Origin of the sequence: Photobacterium arenosum, assembly GCF_014841115.1 — a bacterium.
Classification (GTDB): domain Bacteria; phylum Pseudomonadota; class Gammaproteobacteria; order Enterobacterales; family Vibrionaceae; genus Photobacterium; species Photobacterium arenosum.
Map to the genome: position 1 here is coordinate 402464 of NZ_JACYTP010000001.1, position 15867 is coordinate 418330.

The following is a 15867-nucleotide window of genomic DNA, read 5'->3' on the forward strand; positions in this document are numbered from 1 at the left end:
TACTTTACCACTAACTTTTCCAGCGTTAAGCGAAAATTTCAGCAAAATAGCCAAGTTGCAGGCAAAAGCCATGGATTAAACTGCAGCAACCAGATAATTGGCCGCCAATAAAAGCAGTAAAGAGATCGCAATTAACCAGGCTGAGAATACAATCTCATGGTAAGCCTTAGTCAGCAGCGCGTTTTTATGCTGATTGCTCTGATGTAACAACTGCCAGGTTTCGTAACAGCGAACCACGGCCAGGTGAAGATTGTCATTTGCACCTTGTTGCTTCATTCCTTCCAGCCAGTTGTTGGGTAAATGCACACCATACACATCGGCTGGCCTGAGCAGGCGAAACAGAAAACTCCAGGCAGATATCAAACCCAGATAGGTCACGGTCACGGCGATAACTGCCAGCCAGGCGATGGCATGCTGTGGCGGGACAAACAATGAAGAAGCAATAAATACCAGAACGGTAAACCCTGCGATGACAGCGGAATGCAACCCAAGCAGACGGGCCGCTTTTTCTTCAAGATACCGGGCGCGGCACTGTTCGTCTGATAAAGCCGTGCGAACATGGTGATACAGCACGGCCATGTTGTCTTCTCTCATAGCATCAAGGCTTACCTGTTGGCAGTAAATCCGTTCCTGAGAGTATAGACGCTACGGCAAGCCACGAAGTATCAGTCACTTGCCATTCTTCTGGATCAGCTTAATGTCTGATGAACCCAAGCCTGTCCTTCAGCTACATGAATCTCTGCAACAGCACCGTTCATTAATGGCATATTGGGTGCCAGATGGCCGATGTCAGCGTTCAGGATGACAGGTACTGAAAGATCGCCCAGCACTTGCTGAATAACCTGAGAATGTGACAGTGATTTTCCGTGACTCAGCGGCGAACCATCCCTACCGAAAATGACCCCGTTGACGGCATCAAACACACCATTGAATTTCATTGCCATCAGCACGCGGGCCATCGCGGTTGGCGATAACTCGGCGTTTTCCAGAAACAGAATCAGGCCGTCCTGAGCATACTGCATTTTCATCTGCGGCAGATTCAGGTACTCGGTACCTGATATCAGGCCCATGGTATCGAGGCAGCCACCGATCAGACGGCCCGAAAACGCTACCGGTTCTGCTGCATCGTTTGCCGATAACACCGTCCATTGCGTTGGCTGAGTGAAAGCGAATTGTGCCTCGGGATCCTTGCCATAATTGGCCGAGGCCAGCTCATAGCAGGACGATTGCTGTAACCTGACAGATTCACCGACAGTCAGGCTCAGCAAAGAAAATATTGCGCTATTGAGCGGATCCGTCACAGCAGGATGAAGCTGCATCAGATTCGCACAATGCAGGCTGGCCCAACCGCAGCGAGCCGTTAAGACAGACGAGATAGTGCTGATATCTGAAAAGCCAATCAGCCATTTAGGTTTGGCGTGACGCAGTAAGTCCAGATCCAGCAATGGCAACAGTTCCATCGCCAGTTCACCTCCCCAGGGCGGCAGGATGGCATCAACGCGATCATCCAGCAAAAACGCCATCAATTCTCTGGCCCGCATTGGCGCCGGAGCACTGACATGGCCGGCATTTTCCCGTAAGCAGTGCCCTTCCAGCACCTTAAAGCCTCTGTCCCGCAACCCCTGGATAACCAGATCGAGACGTGCATGACAATCTTCAGGCACACCTGCCGATAATGCTGTTACTGCTATTGTACAACCGGGAACCAGTGGGGAAGGATAACGCATGGGACCTCTCTTAACCGCATATAACAAAAGCCCACACACTACGCCGGAAGGAAATTAAATCAAGTTAATTCAATAAGTAACAGATGACATAATAACATTTGCTCAACGTTGTGCTGATCGCAGATCAATAAAAAGCAAGTGTTCACTTATCCCGGCATCACTGAGTGTGCCGGTCAAACAAGTATTATGGGAGGTCATGGGCCGGCGTTATCCGCGTTTGAGACAGGTAGGCTGACAGGCTGTTGACCGGCTCGAAATCCGGGCTGATCGGCACGCTCACATTCATGGTTTCTACTTCCAGTACCTCTTCGCCGTATTGTTTGAGAAAGCTTGGCAATGACAAGCACTTCACCCCCTCCGCCCAACCGTATTCCACCAGCATGTCAGCCAGGTTTTCAGGGCTGTAGCGCTTTTCCTCAGCCAGAAAATAAAACGGCGCCAGCGTGTCCTTCTCAATTAAGGTCACGTGAAAAGCCGCCAGATCATCAAGATGAGCGGCATAATACAGGCCGTAAGACGGGATCAGGACAGGAATGCGAAGGCTTTCGCGACGATTCAGTGAAGTATGAATCGGGCATTCGTGACCACCGTACACCAGAGTAGGCACAAAAACGGGTGTCCAGCCCAGTTCTATGGCTTTCTTCAGCACCGGAACCTCTTTTTCTGCCGCAGTCAGGGACTCAAACTGGAGTTCATCGGGTGAACATTCATCGGCGCACCCAAACACTTCGATACCTGATGTATACAGCTTTCTGGCATTCGGTTTCGCAAAGCGCTCTATGCTGTCCATCAATACCGAAAAATCCGGTGCCTGCTTTTCCTGCGCATAAGGTGCCATAACAGGTCTGGCACAGCAGATCACGGCATCAAATTTCCCTGCCATGTGTTCATCCTGCAAAGCAAGCGGGATAGCCAGCGGGTTATCCTGCTCAGGATGCTGACTGAGCGCAAAGACCTGATAACCGTGATCTATCAAGTGCCGGACCACATAGCATCCGAGCACCGAATTGCCCCCTGCGACTAAGACCTTCATTTCTCCTCCTTGTCTGTTCGGTATGCCAAACATGCCTGTTTGCACACGCTAAAAAACGTTCTGTTTTCCTGTCCTTAAGTTATAAGCATAGTCGGTTGAGGTAAAGGCTTTGGCTTTGGGGGGAATAGGAGGATTTCTCTGGATCTGATGATCTGTCTGAGTTTTGCAGGTATGTCGCGCTTGAGTCCGGTGCTTATCTCACCATTATCTGACGCGCGCCAGTTACTCTTTGTGGGTGCAAAGAGTAACCAGAAAACACCTTTTATTCTTTGGCGTTGGCCGGGCCGGTTGTAGGCGCTCACGGCGCCGACAACCTAAAAATTCGTCCTGAATTTTTCCCTGAGATTGTGCCAGCCATGTACATTTTCAACCCGTTATTTCCGCGACAAGCGGGAATCCATACAGCGAGTATGATTTCTAAGGCTGGGTAAGTATGTCGCGTTTGAGTCCGGCGCTTCTCTCGCCATTGTCTGACGCGCGCCAGTTACTCTTTGTTGGTGCAAAGAGTAACCAGAAAACACCTTTTATTCTTTGGTGTTGGCCGGGCCGGTTGTAGGCGCTCCCGGCGCCGACAACCTAAAAATACATCCATGTATTTTTTCCCTGAGGTTGTGCCAGCCAAGTACATTCTCAATCCGTCATTTCCGCGACAAGCTGAAATCCATACAGCGAGTACGATTTCTAAGGCTGGGTAAGTATGTCGCGTTTGAGTCCGGCGCTTCTCTCGCCATTGTCTGACGCGCGCCAGTTACTCTTTGTTGGTGCAAAGAGTAACCAGAAAACACCTTTTTTTATTCTTTGCTGTGGGCCGGGTTGCTTCGACATTAACCCTGCCTCTTTCATCAGGTTACGCACCTTGAAACGACCAACCTGATATCCCAACTCCTGCATCATTAACTTTAGCGATCGGCTACCAGCGGAACCACGGCTCGCCTTGAACAAGCGACGAAGTTCACTTCGAAGCTTCAGTCGCTCGCAATCGACATTACGAATTCGAGCCTTATACTCATAAAAACAGGACGTGGAAATATTGAAAGCGGAGCAGACCAGTTCAGTGGATTCTTGCTCTCTTAACTGGTCTATCAGGGCGTACGTTCGAACTCGTCCGCCATCAAGAGAGCTGTGGCCTTTTTTAAAATCGCTTTTTCGCGTTCTAGCCGGTTGATGCGAGCTTCAAGCTCTTGGATCTTCTGCTGCTCAGGAGTCAAAGCCTTGTTGCTGGGAGTCTTACCACCACGCTCAGCCTGGAGTTAACTGACCCACCGGCAGAGCACTGTTTCCCCAACATCTAAAGAGCGGCTGGCTTTAGCGACCGAATAGCCTTGATCCAATACCAGACATGCAGCTTCCAGTTTGAACTCAGCAGTAAATGAGCGACGCTTTCTTGTCATTAAACACCTCTTTCTTTGGTGGCTACTTTACCACCTAAAATGGTGTCCGGGTTCATTAAACCACTACATATCCTTATTTGTTAGATGCCAGGTCGCTGAACCTTATTTAGTAGTGGTAACGACACGAAATTATCGTTATCGCTTGATCATCGACTGCATAAACAAGCCTGTTAGTGTCATCAATACGACGAGACCAAAAACCAGATAAGTTCTCTTTTAACGGCTCTGGTTTACCGATGCCCTCAAATGGGGAGCGCTTAACTTCATTGATGAGTTTATTGATGCGCTTGAGTGTTTTCTTGTCTTGAGTTTGCCAATACAGGTAGTCATCCCAAGCGTCATCAGTCCACGATAGTAAATGTTGACTACTACTCATCAATTAACTCTCGTGCAGTTGTTTTACCTGCACGGTACTGTGCTATCGAACGGTTTAGGTGTTCAGCGTTTTGAGGAGAGCGTAGTAAGTGAACTGTCTCCATAAGGCTATTGTAGTAGTCTAAAGACATAACTACAGCATCTTCAGAATCACGGCGTGTAATAACTGTTGTATCAGCGTCATTAACTACACCGTCCAAAACAGCTTTGAGACCATTTCTAGCTTCAGTAAAAGATACGATTCTCATAAGAACCTCCACATGTACATTTAATGGGACAAGTATAGTCTTCATCAATCTACTTGTACAGTAAATTGAACATGCGATATTGATAAGGCACATAACATTTTATTCAACGACACCATGTCGTATAACTCTTTTAATCAGAAGCCACTGTAGTGTTTGATCATATTAAACTAACTGCGCATTACCATATAAATATATCAGCAAGATACACGACAGCATGTCGTATATCTTACTCAAACTACTTATGCCACCCTATTGATATTCTTTACTTTTTTGTATTTCATGACTTACCCCAAACAATCAGTGTTTATACACTTGTAACTCAGAGACATCAGTCACTTTCTCCGTGCAAAGATGCCGCAGACATGCGAATACCCACCCAGCCTTAAAAATCGCACTCGCTGTATGGATTCCCGCCTGCGCGGGAATGACAGTAAGGCATTGAATTATAATTAATTTAACTATGTTTGGCGTGTGTTTTAAAAGCAGAAATGAGAAGTTTGAGGTTTGCCTCTCCCCCAGGGAAAAATTCAGGACGAATTTTTAGGTTGTCGGCGCCGGGAGCGCCTACAATCGGCCCGGACCACACCAAAGAACAAAAGGCATTTCTGGGTACTCTTTTTGCCTTTAAAGAGTACCTGGCGCGCATCTGACAATGTCAAATAAGCCACAGAATCAAATACGCGACAAACTCACCCAACCCCAGCGCAAAAAAATCCGAAGCAACCGCTTCGGATTTTTCAGAGAGTAAACGGAAACCCTTACTCACCGTAAATATCAAACTTAAAGTACTTACCGGCAATACGGTCATAGGTACCATTTTCACGGATAGCCTGAATCGCTTTGTTGAATTTATCCGCCAGTGCTTTGTCTGTTTTACGCAATGCCAGGGCTGTTCCCTCGCCAATATAAGCTTTGTCTGTTACTGCTTCACCGACAAACTCGAAATTCTGGCCTTGCTCTTTTTCCAGAAAAGCCAGCGCAAGCTGATCCGAGTTACCAAAGGCGGCATCGAGACGGCCGGTAGTTAAATCCAGATACACTTCGTCTTGCCCTGTGTAACGCTGAATTTTCGCTACATCGCCATACATGTCAGTGACATAACGGTCATGAATAGTGCCCAGCTGAACACCGATCTTTTTCCCTTCCAGGCCGGCTTTATCTATGCTGATACCAGCATCGCTACGAGCAACAAACCGGGCCGGAGTCTGATAATACTTGTCGGTAAACAATACCCGCTGCTTACGTTCCTCTGTGATACGCATAGATGCCATGATTGCATCTGACTTACGGGCTAACAGCGACGGAATCAAACCGTCCCAGCTCTGCGTTACCCAAACGCAGTCCAGTTTCGCTTCCTGGCAGAGTGCATCGGCAATTTCAATATCAAACCCTTTCGGGGTGCCATTCGCGTCTTTGTAGTTAAATGGCGGGTAAGTAAAATCGGATGCTAAACGTACCGGTTTATCCGCAGCCTGAACATTCGCCATCATTGCTGTTGCCAGGATCAGACCCAGACCTAGTTGCTTTTTCATTGTTGTCCCCTCTTACACTGTCGTGTTTATTCTTTAATTTAATGGATACTCTTTTAACGCATCCAGTGTTTCCTGCATGCTGTTTCGGGTACCGATAGAAATACGGACACAGCGAGCCAATCGCGGATCATGAGCCTGATTACGGGTCACTATGCCTTTTTGCAGCAGGTACTGATAGAGGCAATCGTCGGTACTGAATTTAATCAGAACAAAATTGGTGGAAGACGGATACACCTTCTCGACGAAAGCCAGCCCTGCCACTTCCTCAGCAAACCAGTTTCGAATGGACACCAGCTCATCCGCCTGACGACGCATGGCCTCAAGTCCTTCTTCCTGGAGTGCTTTTTTGGCGACCAGCGCACTTGGATCCGCTATCGGATAAGGAGGAATCAAGCGTGCAACATAATCCATCACACTCGTGTCAGCCAGTAAAAACCCTACTCGGATCGAGGCCAGTCCGAACGCTTTGGACAGGGTGCGAATCACAACAAGATGCGGATACTCGGCTATCAGATTCACCACACTGGTGTGCGGCGCAAACTCAATATAGGCCTCATCAACCACCACCAGAGTGGAGTCTTTGCTCGCTTCAAGCAAAGCCACAATTTGCTCGTGAGGGATAACGTTACCTGTCGGATTATTAGGCGAACATAAAAACAGAATTTTACTGTCTTTCAGATAAGGGGTAATCGCCTCCACATTCAGACTGAAGTCCTCTGCCAAAGGCACTTTCACTGTGTTCACTGCAATTGAATCGGCACAGAACTCATACATTGCATAAGTGGGAGGGCAAACAATGATTTGATCATTACCCGGCTGGCAAAACGTCCGAATCAATAAATCGATCCCCTCATCGGCCCCGCGAACCGCCAGCGATTGACATTGCAGCGCTGCGCCACCTAAGACATTTTCGCTGTATTCCAGATACGCTTTTTCAATAACGTGCGGAAGAAAATCAGGGTAGCGATTGTAACTCTCTGATTCGCCGTAACGCTCACTCTGCTCCAGCTCGTTGGCGTTAAGCCAGATATGTCCTTTCCCGCCAATGCGGCGAGCAGACTGATAGGGTATGAGGTTTTTTACTACCTCTGGAACTAATTTCGTAGCTAGCGACGTCACAACACACCTCTTCGCAATGCATGAATAACAAAATTAAGCCCAGATTTATGATTAAACATTCAACCTGAGAATCTTTATATTTTCCGTTTACATAAATTAAACAAATAAATTTGAAATAAGAATCGAAAAGTAGGCATACTAGCCATGAGAAAAACGCATGGCTTGAGAGGTTTGATTCACTGATGCGACTTCCTTCTACCCGAGAGCTTCAGGCTTTCCTGATAACCGCTGAACACTTAAATTTTACGATGGCAGCTAAACACCTGAATGTCACTCAAGGCGCTGTTAGCCGCCAGATTCTGGCTTTGGAAGAACAGTTGAAAGTCAGACTGTTTCAACGCCATGCCCGCGGGCTGACGCTGACAACCAAAGGGCATGCATTTTTACCCATGGTGCAGCATGTCATGACCCAACTGCAAAAGGCAGTCGATCAGGTGTCGAATGAGAAACAGCAAATCAAGTTAAAAGCCCCCAGCTGTATTACCTCCTGGCTGCTGCCAAAACTGATGTCATTTCAGCAGGCCCACCCTGATATTGATGTCGAGTTAACCTCTGCCATCATGCACAGCGTGAATTTCTCGTCCGAACCTTTTGATGCGGCGATTTGCTATGACGAGCAACCTCCCCATAAAGAAGTAAAAACATTTCGTCTGTTTGATGAATACTTGTCACCCATGTGCTCACCAGTGTTATTTCAACACTCTCAACTGCCCGTTTCGCCGGAGCAGCTCAGTCAGCATACCTGGCTGCATGCAACGCCACAGCATACCGACTGGCGGTTATGGCTGACACATATGGGTTATGTGGGTAAACACGCCATCCAGAACCAGCGGTTTGCCACTCTGGATTTAACAGTAAGTGCGGCTATTCAGGGCTTTGGTATCGCGGTGGGGGATGTTGAACTGGCCAAGCAAGACTTAGATGCCGGCCGGTTAATCATGCCCTGCCCGCAAAGTGTGCCTTCGGGTAAACGATATTATCTGGTTCGGCCAAACGTGACTCCGAATGCATCCTTGTCCCTGCTGTTTGACTGGATTCTCAGTGACATTCCGCCCGCCTCAGTCTGAGGCGGCCGATTGCAAAAACTGCATGCGTTGCTGCTCTTCTGGTGTGGGGGTATACGGTTCATCACTCAACAGAGACACGTCTATGGTGCCCAAGGGCCAGACAGGTTTCTGGCTGATACCATATTCCGTTTCTTCACCGGGAAAGCCCGACATTTTCTCTACCTGAAACGTTCTCAGTTCATAGTCATCTGTGTCAGACAGGACACTATTGTGCGCTTTCAATGTGACCGTCTGTTCACCTGCAAAAAGCGATTGCCTGGCGCTCAGAACGGCGACAGGCTTCCCACTCTGGGTATAAAGGTTGGCTCTGACACGGTATATCCCATCACGCTTAACCGACAAAGTGACCGGAATACTCATATCAGCACGCTCGGAAACTGGCTGAGCGACTGCAACAACTTCTGCCACCGGTATGTAATAGCGAAAATCAGCGGTAAGTATGTCGGAGCCTGTTGTGAAGTAAATGTTTGCTCTGGCTCGTATTTCTGACGGCCAGCTCTCGTCAGACTCAAAGAAAACCTGATTGCCCAGTGATTGTTCAGCGGCCAGCTTTTGATATGTATTGACATCAATCAGCTCAACAGATATCGACTCAACCGGCAAACTGCTCTGCACCGTCAGGCTCACAGGATCAGGATAAAAATGCCGAAAGGAATCAAGAAATAACGACGCAGTATGATTACCGTCCATGACGGGAGCCTGCACCGCGACAAACCGGTTCGGCTCAAGCCACTGGGTATCCTGAACCGATAGTGGCCTGGAGTAAGACGGATAAGCCAGTTCTGCAGCGTATACACTTGAAATCACAGCAAATTGATCTGCCATATCAACAGGAAGCGTTATCTCCTTCTGCTCAGGTGCAGTTTTTCTGTCATCTGAAACCGATAAGTGGGGTGTCACTATTGCTGGCTGGGTCGCCACCAAAGCGGCTTTATTGCTGGTACTAACAGTTTCTCTGGCTGCAACCTGCACAGATTCCGTATCCGTGTGCTGAGTTGGCCAAATGCTATAGATGGCAAACATCAACACAGCAGTGCCTGAAAGCCCGACGACTATTATCCTTTTCTTTTTCATATCCAACCTGCTGAGGATGGCTTTGGCCTGCGCCAAAGCCATAACGAGATCATAAGAAAGAATGCACCACTTCAGACATAGTCAGGGTGTCCGAACCATCGACATAACGGTAATAGGCGCCATTTAGCCAGTACCATTCATCGGTAGAATTCACGCGGACAAGGTTTCCATCCAGCAAACTGACCTGCTCCGCGGCCGTTGTAACTTGTCCTTCATGCTTATTATGGATCAGGCCGCTGTGGCTGTAGCCTTCCCCCATCAGTAATGGGTAATGATAAGGCATGAACTGGCTGACACCTCGAGATTGTGTTGTAAGCTTACCGTTATAGCCCACATTCACCGAGCAGCTGGTAAAGTCTCCCGCGTTACTGGCACCGCAAGTGGAATGACTGGCCACTACCCCGTCATCGTTACCGGGCAAATACCCTGAGGTAACCCCCAGATAATCACTGCTGTCGCCGGTAAAACGGATTCTGGGAACACGGCTGTCCGGCAAGGCAGCAAGCTGGCGCGCATTGGCAACACGAAGATCGTTCAATACGCCCGTATTGTTTTTGCTGGGCATCTCTCCCAGCCACAAGGACACTGCGTATTTCAGCATGCTGTTCCATGTTCCGCTGCCTTCAGCAACATTCACTGCCATGTCACCTAATTCAGACCCGCCACCGGCACCCGCAAAATCAAATGTCGCAATAATATTGAGTGGCTGCAGGCCGGCATTTTCCAGCCAGTTTGCCTGGTTATCGATCAGATAGCGCGTCACCAGATCACCGGTTGAATGGGTGACAAACACGCAACCTGGATGACATAAACCTTGCTCCGAAAACGCTTTCAGCTTAGGCCACACGTAATCTGTCGATATTTTTCCCGTAATCCGTTCGTGAGATGGCCAGTCGATACGGGCATCAGCACGGGATTGCCAATAATCTTGCCAGTACGAGGCCCCGTCCAGATTAACCTGACTACTGTCGGGTTTTGATTGCAACTGCCCAGGCTGGAAGCCATGAACCAGGACGACTTTGTAATCGCTCAACGCGGCCTGAGCAGAACCCGCCGCAAGGAGTGTTGCTAAGGTGAGGTAGGTCGAAAGTGTCTTCATAGTCATTCTTCTTCGTTATCAACATTATTCTTTCATGTGGCGCAACAGTCACTTCAGTTGCACTGCATCTAGTATTTGCGACTACGAGCATTTTTTATCTTCTTAATGTTAAAAATTTGATCTAAACCATAACTTTTTTATCACAAAGAAGACGAAAAAACGCATAAAAATGCGCACTTTCGAAAGTGAAAATGTTTGATAATTTTTAAATTTGATTTATTTTTCAGAAGACTAAAGAGATAGGGCTGATTTAAACAAGGCTGCGCTGGTCATTATTCACAGCAGAGAAAAGGAGAAACGAGTTACTTCACTCGCATGACACTATGATGGCTATCGCCTAATGTAAACTCAAGCACCTGAGAGCGCTTCATGCTCTCTACTTCACTCAGCATCGCTTCACTGTAACCTTTCTTGCTCATCCACTGGAGCGGTGTTGTAAAGCTGTCTTCACTCACTATGAATGATTCATCCTGGAAACGGCTTTCACGGACATTGACGACCCAGATCCTCTGCTGAAAGTCCATCACGGACTGAAAAGCCGTCAGCAATCGCTGCCATCCGCTGTTTTTGGGTCTGTTCAAGCGCCCTCCTACAATTAAAGTGTCTATCAATAACTGCCACACGTTAAAGCTTGTCTGTCGGATTGCAAGACTTTGTGCATCAATTCTTACTGCATGCCAAATAAACCTGGTGAATGTCTCGCAATGTTGCGATAAGACGTTAGAATTTATCAACATACAGCTTTAAATAGCCTCTCGGCTGTGGCTGGTTCACACGACAGGATTCACTTATGCTCCGCCCAATGACTAAACACCTGATTCTAGCGACTGCTATTGCCACTGCGTCAGCGACTTTCACTACAGTGCAAGCCGCTGAACCTGAATGTCCGCCATTGTTAAACCATGAGTTCACTAAACTTAACAGTGCTGATTCCGTGAATTTATGCCAGCAATTTCAAGGTCAGGTTCTGCTGGTAGTCAATACCGCAAGCCAGTGCGGTTTCACCCCTCAGTATGAAGGTCTCGAAACCTTGTATCAGACTTACAAAGACCAGGGGTTTGCCGTTATCGGTTTCCCGTCCAATGACTTCTTCCAGGACAGAGGCAATGAAGAAAACACGGCAAAAGTCTGCTACCTGGATTACGGCGTAACGTTTCCCATGATGAATCGCAGCGCTGTTCGCGGCAGCGACGCCAACCCTGTGTTTAAGCAACTGACTAACGACTCGGGTATCACGCCCAAATGGAACTTCTACAAATATCTGGTCGATCGCAATGGCAAAGTACTCACCGTTTTTGCCAGTACCACCAAGCCGAACGATCCTAAACTGACGCAAAGTATCGAACAATTACTGACGCAAGCTCAGTAACCAGACTCCCTGTTTTTGGCCTGCTGCGACTTTTTTCTATGACCCGAATCGCATCAGGCCAATGCTTTGCAATTTTCCTGCTTATTTTTGATTTCACCCCTTGTTCTTTCACGAACAACCTGCGATCTTATCGCCATTCATTACGTTCCATCACACCTTAACCATGTCAGGACACACCATCAAAGGCATCCCTTTAATTCAGGCTTCAGCCCTGTCTCTTATTACGCTTTCCGTTATTTACCCGTTATCAGCCTTGGCTGGCGATCGCCCAGAACTCAGTACTGAACAAATGTGTTCACAAGTGGGTCATATCGAGCTGGCAGCATTAACGCCGGCAGACCGCGAGGCTTATCTGCTGGCACAGGCTGATAACACACTGTACCAAGTGTGGGAAATAGCAGAGAAGGTCTCAACAGGTTCCACTTACCCCCTGACAGAAAAGAATCAGCTTACGCTACAGCTCATCTGCGAAGGCGGATTCGCGCCTGCAGAAGAGAAGTATGCCGTACAGGATGCGTTTGATCATTGGCAACATAATCAGCCATTCACATTTGATTTGTGCCAATACATCACTAGCGGTGTTGGCTCGGCTTTCTGTGCCAATCGGTTTGCCGGTGAACAGCATATTGAAAGAAAACAGCGACAGGATACCGCTATCCAACAGTTGCCTGTTTCTCAGCAGCAAACCATTAAAAACGCGGTCAGAATGGCAGAAGACTTCTTTGAGCACAGAGCAATACATGAAGAACTTCACGGTGGCAGCAGCCATACGGCCTTTCGCATTGAATCGGTATCTAACCAAAACGACAGATATCTGTCGCAAATTCTGGACACGTTAGCGGGTAACCAGCCAGAAGACATTCCATCGTTAGATGAAGCCGATTCTACATTAAGCCAGACTTATGACAGCCTGATTCAGCGCCTGAAAATGGGGCCGATTGAAGACTTTAACCTGGAAGTCACTGCTCGGGATGTTGAAAGCGTACAGAGAGCCTGGCTGATTTACAGAGAACAAACCGCAATGATGCTGGCTTCTCTGAACACTACCCTGACCATGCAGGACTGGCTGGGAATACTCACGGCTGAACGCAACCGGCAATTGTCTGAAATGCTGGAATACATGGATTTAGATAAACGCTAATTTGTTCTGATTTCTGGTATACCGTTATCCGGTTACAGCCACCAGCCCCCGACATTTCACCTGGGTTGGTGGCTGCGATACCAACAGTAGTTCCCTACTTAACCGGAATGCAGAAACTGGTGTCACAAATATCATTTGCTTCATCCACACTGTGGTACAACTCAAAACACGGTCGCTCATCATCGAACTGCATTTTGGTCTCTTCCGCTATCTCCTGATGCAGCTGTTGCCAGTACCTCCCGTATTGCGTCTTATCTGTTACTTGTTTACGTAACGTTGCGTAATCGCCACCCGGTAAATGAGTCAGCGCAATCGGGCCTTCTACCTGAGTGCTTTCAGGCACAGTGATGCCGACACGGGTGCGGCATTCTTGCGGTGGTGTTTTTTCCACATCATCAAGGTAGACGAAAATACACCGCCCTCCCTGCAGCCCTTGCTGTGCCGCCCAGCCAAACAGGGTGCTTAATGCCGGATCATAATTCTCACCGTATGGTCCCTGTACTTCGACATAAGCAAGCCAGTTCGCAGACAATTTTTCCTTTTGCATTATCATTCTCCAGTTAATGAACAACAAAAAAAGCACTGTATAAATATACAAGTCCATTCTGACCTGTCAATATACCGAGCTGGTATATTTCTGCATTGATGCGTATTGTTTAATCAGCGCCACACAAAGCAAATTACTGACTAACGCAATAATTAAAAAGGAAAACACCATGGGCCTACTGGATAAACTACTGGGCAATGCCGGAGAAATGGCGATTTCTGAAGCGACGGAAGAGCTTCAGATCATTCTGGGGCCTAATGAAAAGATTGAGCTGGCCTACAAGCTGATAAGAGACATGCTGATCCTGACCGACTGCCGTTTATTGCTGATAGACAAACAAGGTATGACAGGGCGAAAAGTGGAATATCGTTCAATACCTTATAAGTCGATTACCATGTTTCTTGTGGAATCGACTGGCAATTTTGACTTAGACGCAGAGTTAAAAATCTGGATTTCAGGCCAGCATGATCCAATCGGTATGGAATTTGGCAGCAAAACCAATATCTACCAGCTGCAAGGATTACTTGCCAGTAAAATTGCCGGGAAATAGTCCCGGCTCAGTCGGGTTAATAACAGGCCGGGCGAAAGAGCGAGGTTAATTATCGATATTTAAGGTGTGCTTCAGCCAGTCTGCAATATCTTTAACCTGTTGCATGCACACCTGATGTTCCATGGGGTAAACCCGCCACTGGGGATGAAAGCCGAGCTCCTGTAAATCTTCTACTGCCGATTTACCCATGGATGGCAGCACGACAGGATCAAAGCTGCCATGCATCACTTCGATAGGCAGTTGGCGATTATCAGGTGCCACATCAATGCTTTTAGCGGTCGGAAAATAGGTGGACAGCGCCAGTAAACCGGCCAATGGATGCGGATAGGTTAACGCGGCCTGATAAGCCACTGCCCCTCCCTGAGAGAAACCGGCCAGAATGATCCGATCACTCGCAATGCCCCGCCCACGTTCACGGTCAATCAGATCCGCCACTTTGTCGGCAGATTCCAGCAACTGTTCTTTGTCCAATTTCCGGCCGATACCCATTTCGAGAATATCGTACCAGGCTGGCATCACCATTCCGCCATTAACTGTCACAGGCAACGACGGTGCATGAGGAAAAATAAAGCGCACAGGGGAATTAGCAGGTAACTTTAATTCAGGGAGAATGGCTTCGAAATCATGGCCATTCGATCCCAATCCGTGCAACCAGATAACAGAAGCAGTGGGTTTGACCTTAGGATTGACTTCAACGCAGTCTAATTGAGGCATGATAAATTCCTTATCAATCAGTTCTGTGGTCCATGTTACGCAAGTTAACGAATGCTGACCAGCACGCATTTACCATGTACAATCAGACGCACATAAATAAGTAGGGAAAGCAATGAAAATAGACAAGAATGATTCAACCATTGACGATTTTCCTTTTTATAACGACAAACCTGCTGCCTTCAGCCCCCGCCAGTGGCTACTCCTTGTGGTACTAGTCTTTGCTGGGTTTGCGGTATTGATTACTCCCATCCCACTCTTTGCCACCCCATTTGGACAATTCATTCCCGCCATCCTGTTTTTTGCCATTCCTCTTTTCTATCTTGCCCGGATAGCTCCCTTCCACTGGCGCGCAATCTTTCGCCCGATGTCATTCAATCATCTCAAATGGATGATAGGTATTGGTCTGTTAAATCTAGTAATCAGCGTCTTGCTCGGTTTACTGGTCGTCAAACTTTTTGGTGCCAACCCTAATCATGCTTTGGCACAGTTGTCAGACATGACGACCGTAGAAAAAGTATTGTTTTTTCTCAAGACCTTGCCACAGCTGTTTGGCGAAGAAATTTTCACTATTCTGCCTTTCCTGGCGCTGATGCATGTTTTCTATTCCCACTGCCACTTTTCAAGAACGCGCTCGATTATTCTGGCATGGGTGATCACCGCCGTCATTTTTGGCCTGGCGCATTTACCCACCTATGGCTGGAACCTCTTACAATGTCTGTTAGTCATAGGAACCGCCCGGCTGGTGTTATCCCTTGCTTACCTCAAGACCAAAAGTATCTGGGTTTCTACCGGCGCCCATATTATCAATGACTGGATAATGTTCAGCATGGCACTGTTTGTTGGTGTACCCACCACATAATTAGACGCTATAGGTTCAGGAG

17 protein-coding genes and 1 pseudogene are annotated in these 15867 nt (G+C 47.7%); 5 read left to right on the top strand and 13 right to left on the bottom strand.

Annotated features, from left to right (window positions below; genetic code table 11):
- Positions 1 to 75: 75 nt before the first annotated feature.
- The 8 genes and pseudogenes from IFO68_RS01840 to hisC all read right to left on the bottom strand — a co-directional run bounded on the left by IFO68_RS01840 (position 76) and on the right by hisC (position 7425).
- Entirely contained in the window at positions 76 to 594 is a 519-nt protein-coding gene (locus IFO68_RS01840) for a hypothetical protein (protein WP_192014131.1), read from the bottom strand.
- 95 nt (positions 595 to 689) lie between these two features.
- Positions 690 to 1727 (bottom strand): S66 family peptidase, encoded by a 1038-nt coding sequence (locus tag IFO68_RS01845; protein WP_192014133.1) that lies wholly within the window; start codon positions 1725 to 1727, stop codon positions 690 to 692.
- Positions 1728 to 1911: 184 nt separating this feature from the next.
- Positions 1912 to 2760, bottom strand: a complete 849-nt coding sequence (locus tag IFO68_RS01850) for an NAD-dependent epimerase/dehydratase family protein (protein ID WP_192014135.1) — start codon at positions 2758 to 2760, stop codon at positions 1912 to 1914.
- Positions 2761 to 3567: 807 nt separating this feature from the next.
- A pseudogene (locus tag IFO68_RS01855) lies at positions 3568 to 4151 on the bottom strand (transposase); the annotation flags it as partial.
- 106 nt (positions 4152 to 4257) lie between these two features.
- Entirely contained in the window at positions 4258 to 4527 is a 270-nt protein-coding gene (locus IFO68_RS01860; RefSeq protein ID WP_192014137.1) for a Txe/YoeB family addiction module toxin, read from the bottom strand.
- On the bottom strand, positions 4520 to 4774 hold the full coding sequence (locus IFO68_RS01865) for a type II toxin-antitoxin system Phd/YefM family antitoxin (RefSeq protein ID WP_005526636.1): 255 nt from the start codon (positions 4772 to 4774) through the stop codon (positions 4520 to 4522). Before IFO68_RS01865 ends, IFO68_RS01860 begins: the two co-directional genes overlap by 8 nt.
- A gap of 758 nt (positions 4775 to 5532) precedes the next feature.
- Positions 5533 to 6306 (bottom strand): ABC transporter substrate-binding protein, encoded by a 774-nt coding sequence (locus IFO68_RS01870; RefSeq protein ID WP_192014139.1) that lies wholly within the window; start codon positions 6304 to 6306, stop codon positions 5533 to 5535.
- Between the two features lie 33 nt (positions 6307 to 6339).
- A complete protein-coding gene (hisC, locus tag IFO68_RS01875) occupies positions 6340 to 7425 on the bottom strand; it encodes a histidinol-phosphate transaminase (protein ID WP_192014141.1) in 1086 nt (361 codons plus the stop codon).
- A 182-nt stretch (positions 7426 to 7607) separates the two neighbouring features.
- Here hisC and IFO68_RS01880 point away from each other — a divergent pair, with 182 nt between their 5' ends.
- On the top strand, positions 7608 to 8492 hold the full coding sequence (locus tag IFO68_RS01880) for a LysR substrate-binding domain-containing protein (protein WP_192014143.1): 885 nt from the start codon (positions 7608 to 7610) through the stop codon (positions 8490 to 8492).
- Here the strand turns inward: IFO68_RS01880 and IFO68_RS01885 are convergent.
- The 3 genes from IFO68_RS01885 to IFO68_RS01895 all read right to left on the bottom strand — a co-directional run bounded on the left by IFO68_RS01885 (position 8484) and on the right by IFO68_RS01895 (position 11189).
- Positions 8484 to 9566 carry a hypothetical protein gene (locus tag IFO68_RS01885; protein ID WP_192014145.1) on the bottom strand — a complete coding sequence of 361 codons (1083 nt, stop codon included), beginning with the start codon at positions 9564 to 9566 and terminating at the stop codon, positions 8484 to 8486. The two genes, IFO68_RS01880 and IFO68_RS01885, sit on opposite strands and share 9 nt — an antisense overlap.
- Before the next feature lie 49 nt (positions 9567 to 9615).
- The gene (locus IFO68_RS01890; RefSeq protein ID WP_192014147.1) at positions 9616 to 10665 is read right to left on the bottom strand and encodes a hypothetical protein; all 1050 of its coding nucleotides are present in this window, start codon (positions 10663 to 10665) and stop codon (positions 9616 to 9618) included.
- 302 nt (positions 10666 to 10967) lie between these two features.
- A complete protein-coding gene (locus tag IFO68_RS01895) occupies positions 10968 to 11189 on the bottom strand; it encodes a hypothetical protein (RefSeq protein WP_192014539.1) in 222 nt (73 codons plus the stop codon).
- A 266-nt stretch (positions 11190 to 11455) separates the two neighbouring features.
- Here IFO68_RS01895 and IFO68_RS01900 point away from each other — a divergent pair, with 266 nt between their 5' ends.
- Positions 11456 to 12034 (top strand): glutathione peroxidase, encoded by a 579-nt coding sequence (locus IFO68_RS01900; RefSeq protein ID WP_370630711.1) that lies wholly within the window; start codon positions 11456 to 11458, stop codon positions 12032 to 12034.
- A 163-nt stretch (positions 12035 to 12197) separates the two neighbouring features.
- The gene (locus IFO68_RS01905) at positions 12198 to 13175 is read left to right on the top strand and encodes a hypothetical protein (RefSeq protein ID WP_192014149.1); all 978 of its coding nucleotides are present in this window, start codon (positions 12198 to 12200) and stop codon (positions 13173 to 13175) included.
- A 94-nt stretch (positions 13176 to 13269) separates the two neighbouring features.
- Here IFO68_RS01905 and IFO68_RS01910 read toward each other — a convergent pair whose 3' ends face one another.
- Positions 13270 to 13722, bottom strand: a complete 453-nt coding sequence (locus IFO68_RS01910) for an AraC family transcriptional regulator (RefSeq protein WP_192014151.1) — start codon at positions 13720 to 13722, stop codon at positions 13270 to 13272.
- Positions 13723 to 13891: 169 nt separating this feature from the next.
- Here IFO68_RS01910 and IFO68_RS01915 point away from each other — a divergent pair, with 169 nt between their 5' ends.
- Entirely contained in the window at positions 13892 to 14272 is a 381-nt protein-coding gene (locus IFO68_RS01915; protein ID WP_161455251.1) for a PH domain-containing protein, read from the top strand.
- Between the two features lie 45 nt (positions 14273 to 14317).
- On the opposite strand, the gene IFO68_RS01920 is transcribed toward IFO68_RS01915, so the two are convergent.
- Positions 14318 to 14986 carry an alpha/beta hydrolase gene (locus tag IFO68_RS01920; protein WP_192014153.1) on the bottom strand — a complete coding sequence of 223 codons (669 nt, stop codon included), beginning with the start codon at positions 14984 to 14986 and terminating at the stop codon, positions 14318 to 14320.
- A 112-nt stretch (positions 14987 to 15098) separates the two neighbouring features.
- On the opposite strand from IFO68_RS01920, the gene IFO68_RS01925 reads away from it, so the two are divergent.
- Positions 15099 to 15845, top strand: coding sequence for a CPBP family intramembrane glutamic endopeptidase (locus tag IFO68_RS01925; RefSeq protein WP_192014155.1), 747 nt, complete (start codon positions 15099 to 15101; stop codon positions 15843 to 15845).
- Positions 15846 to 15867 lie beyond the last annotated feature (22 nt).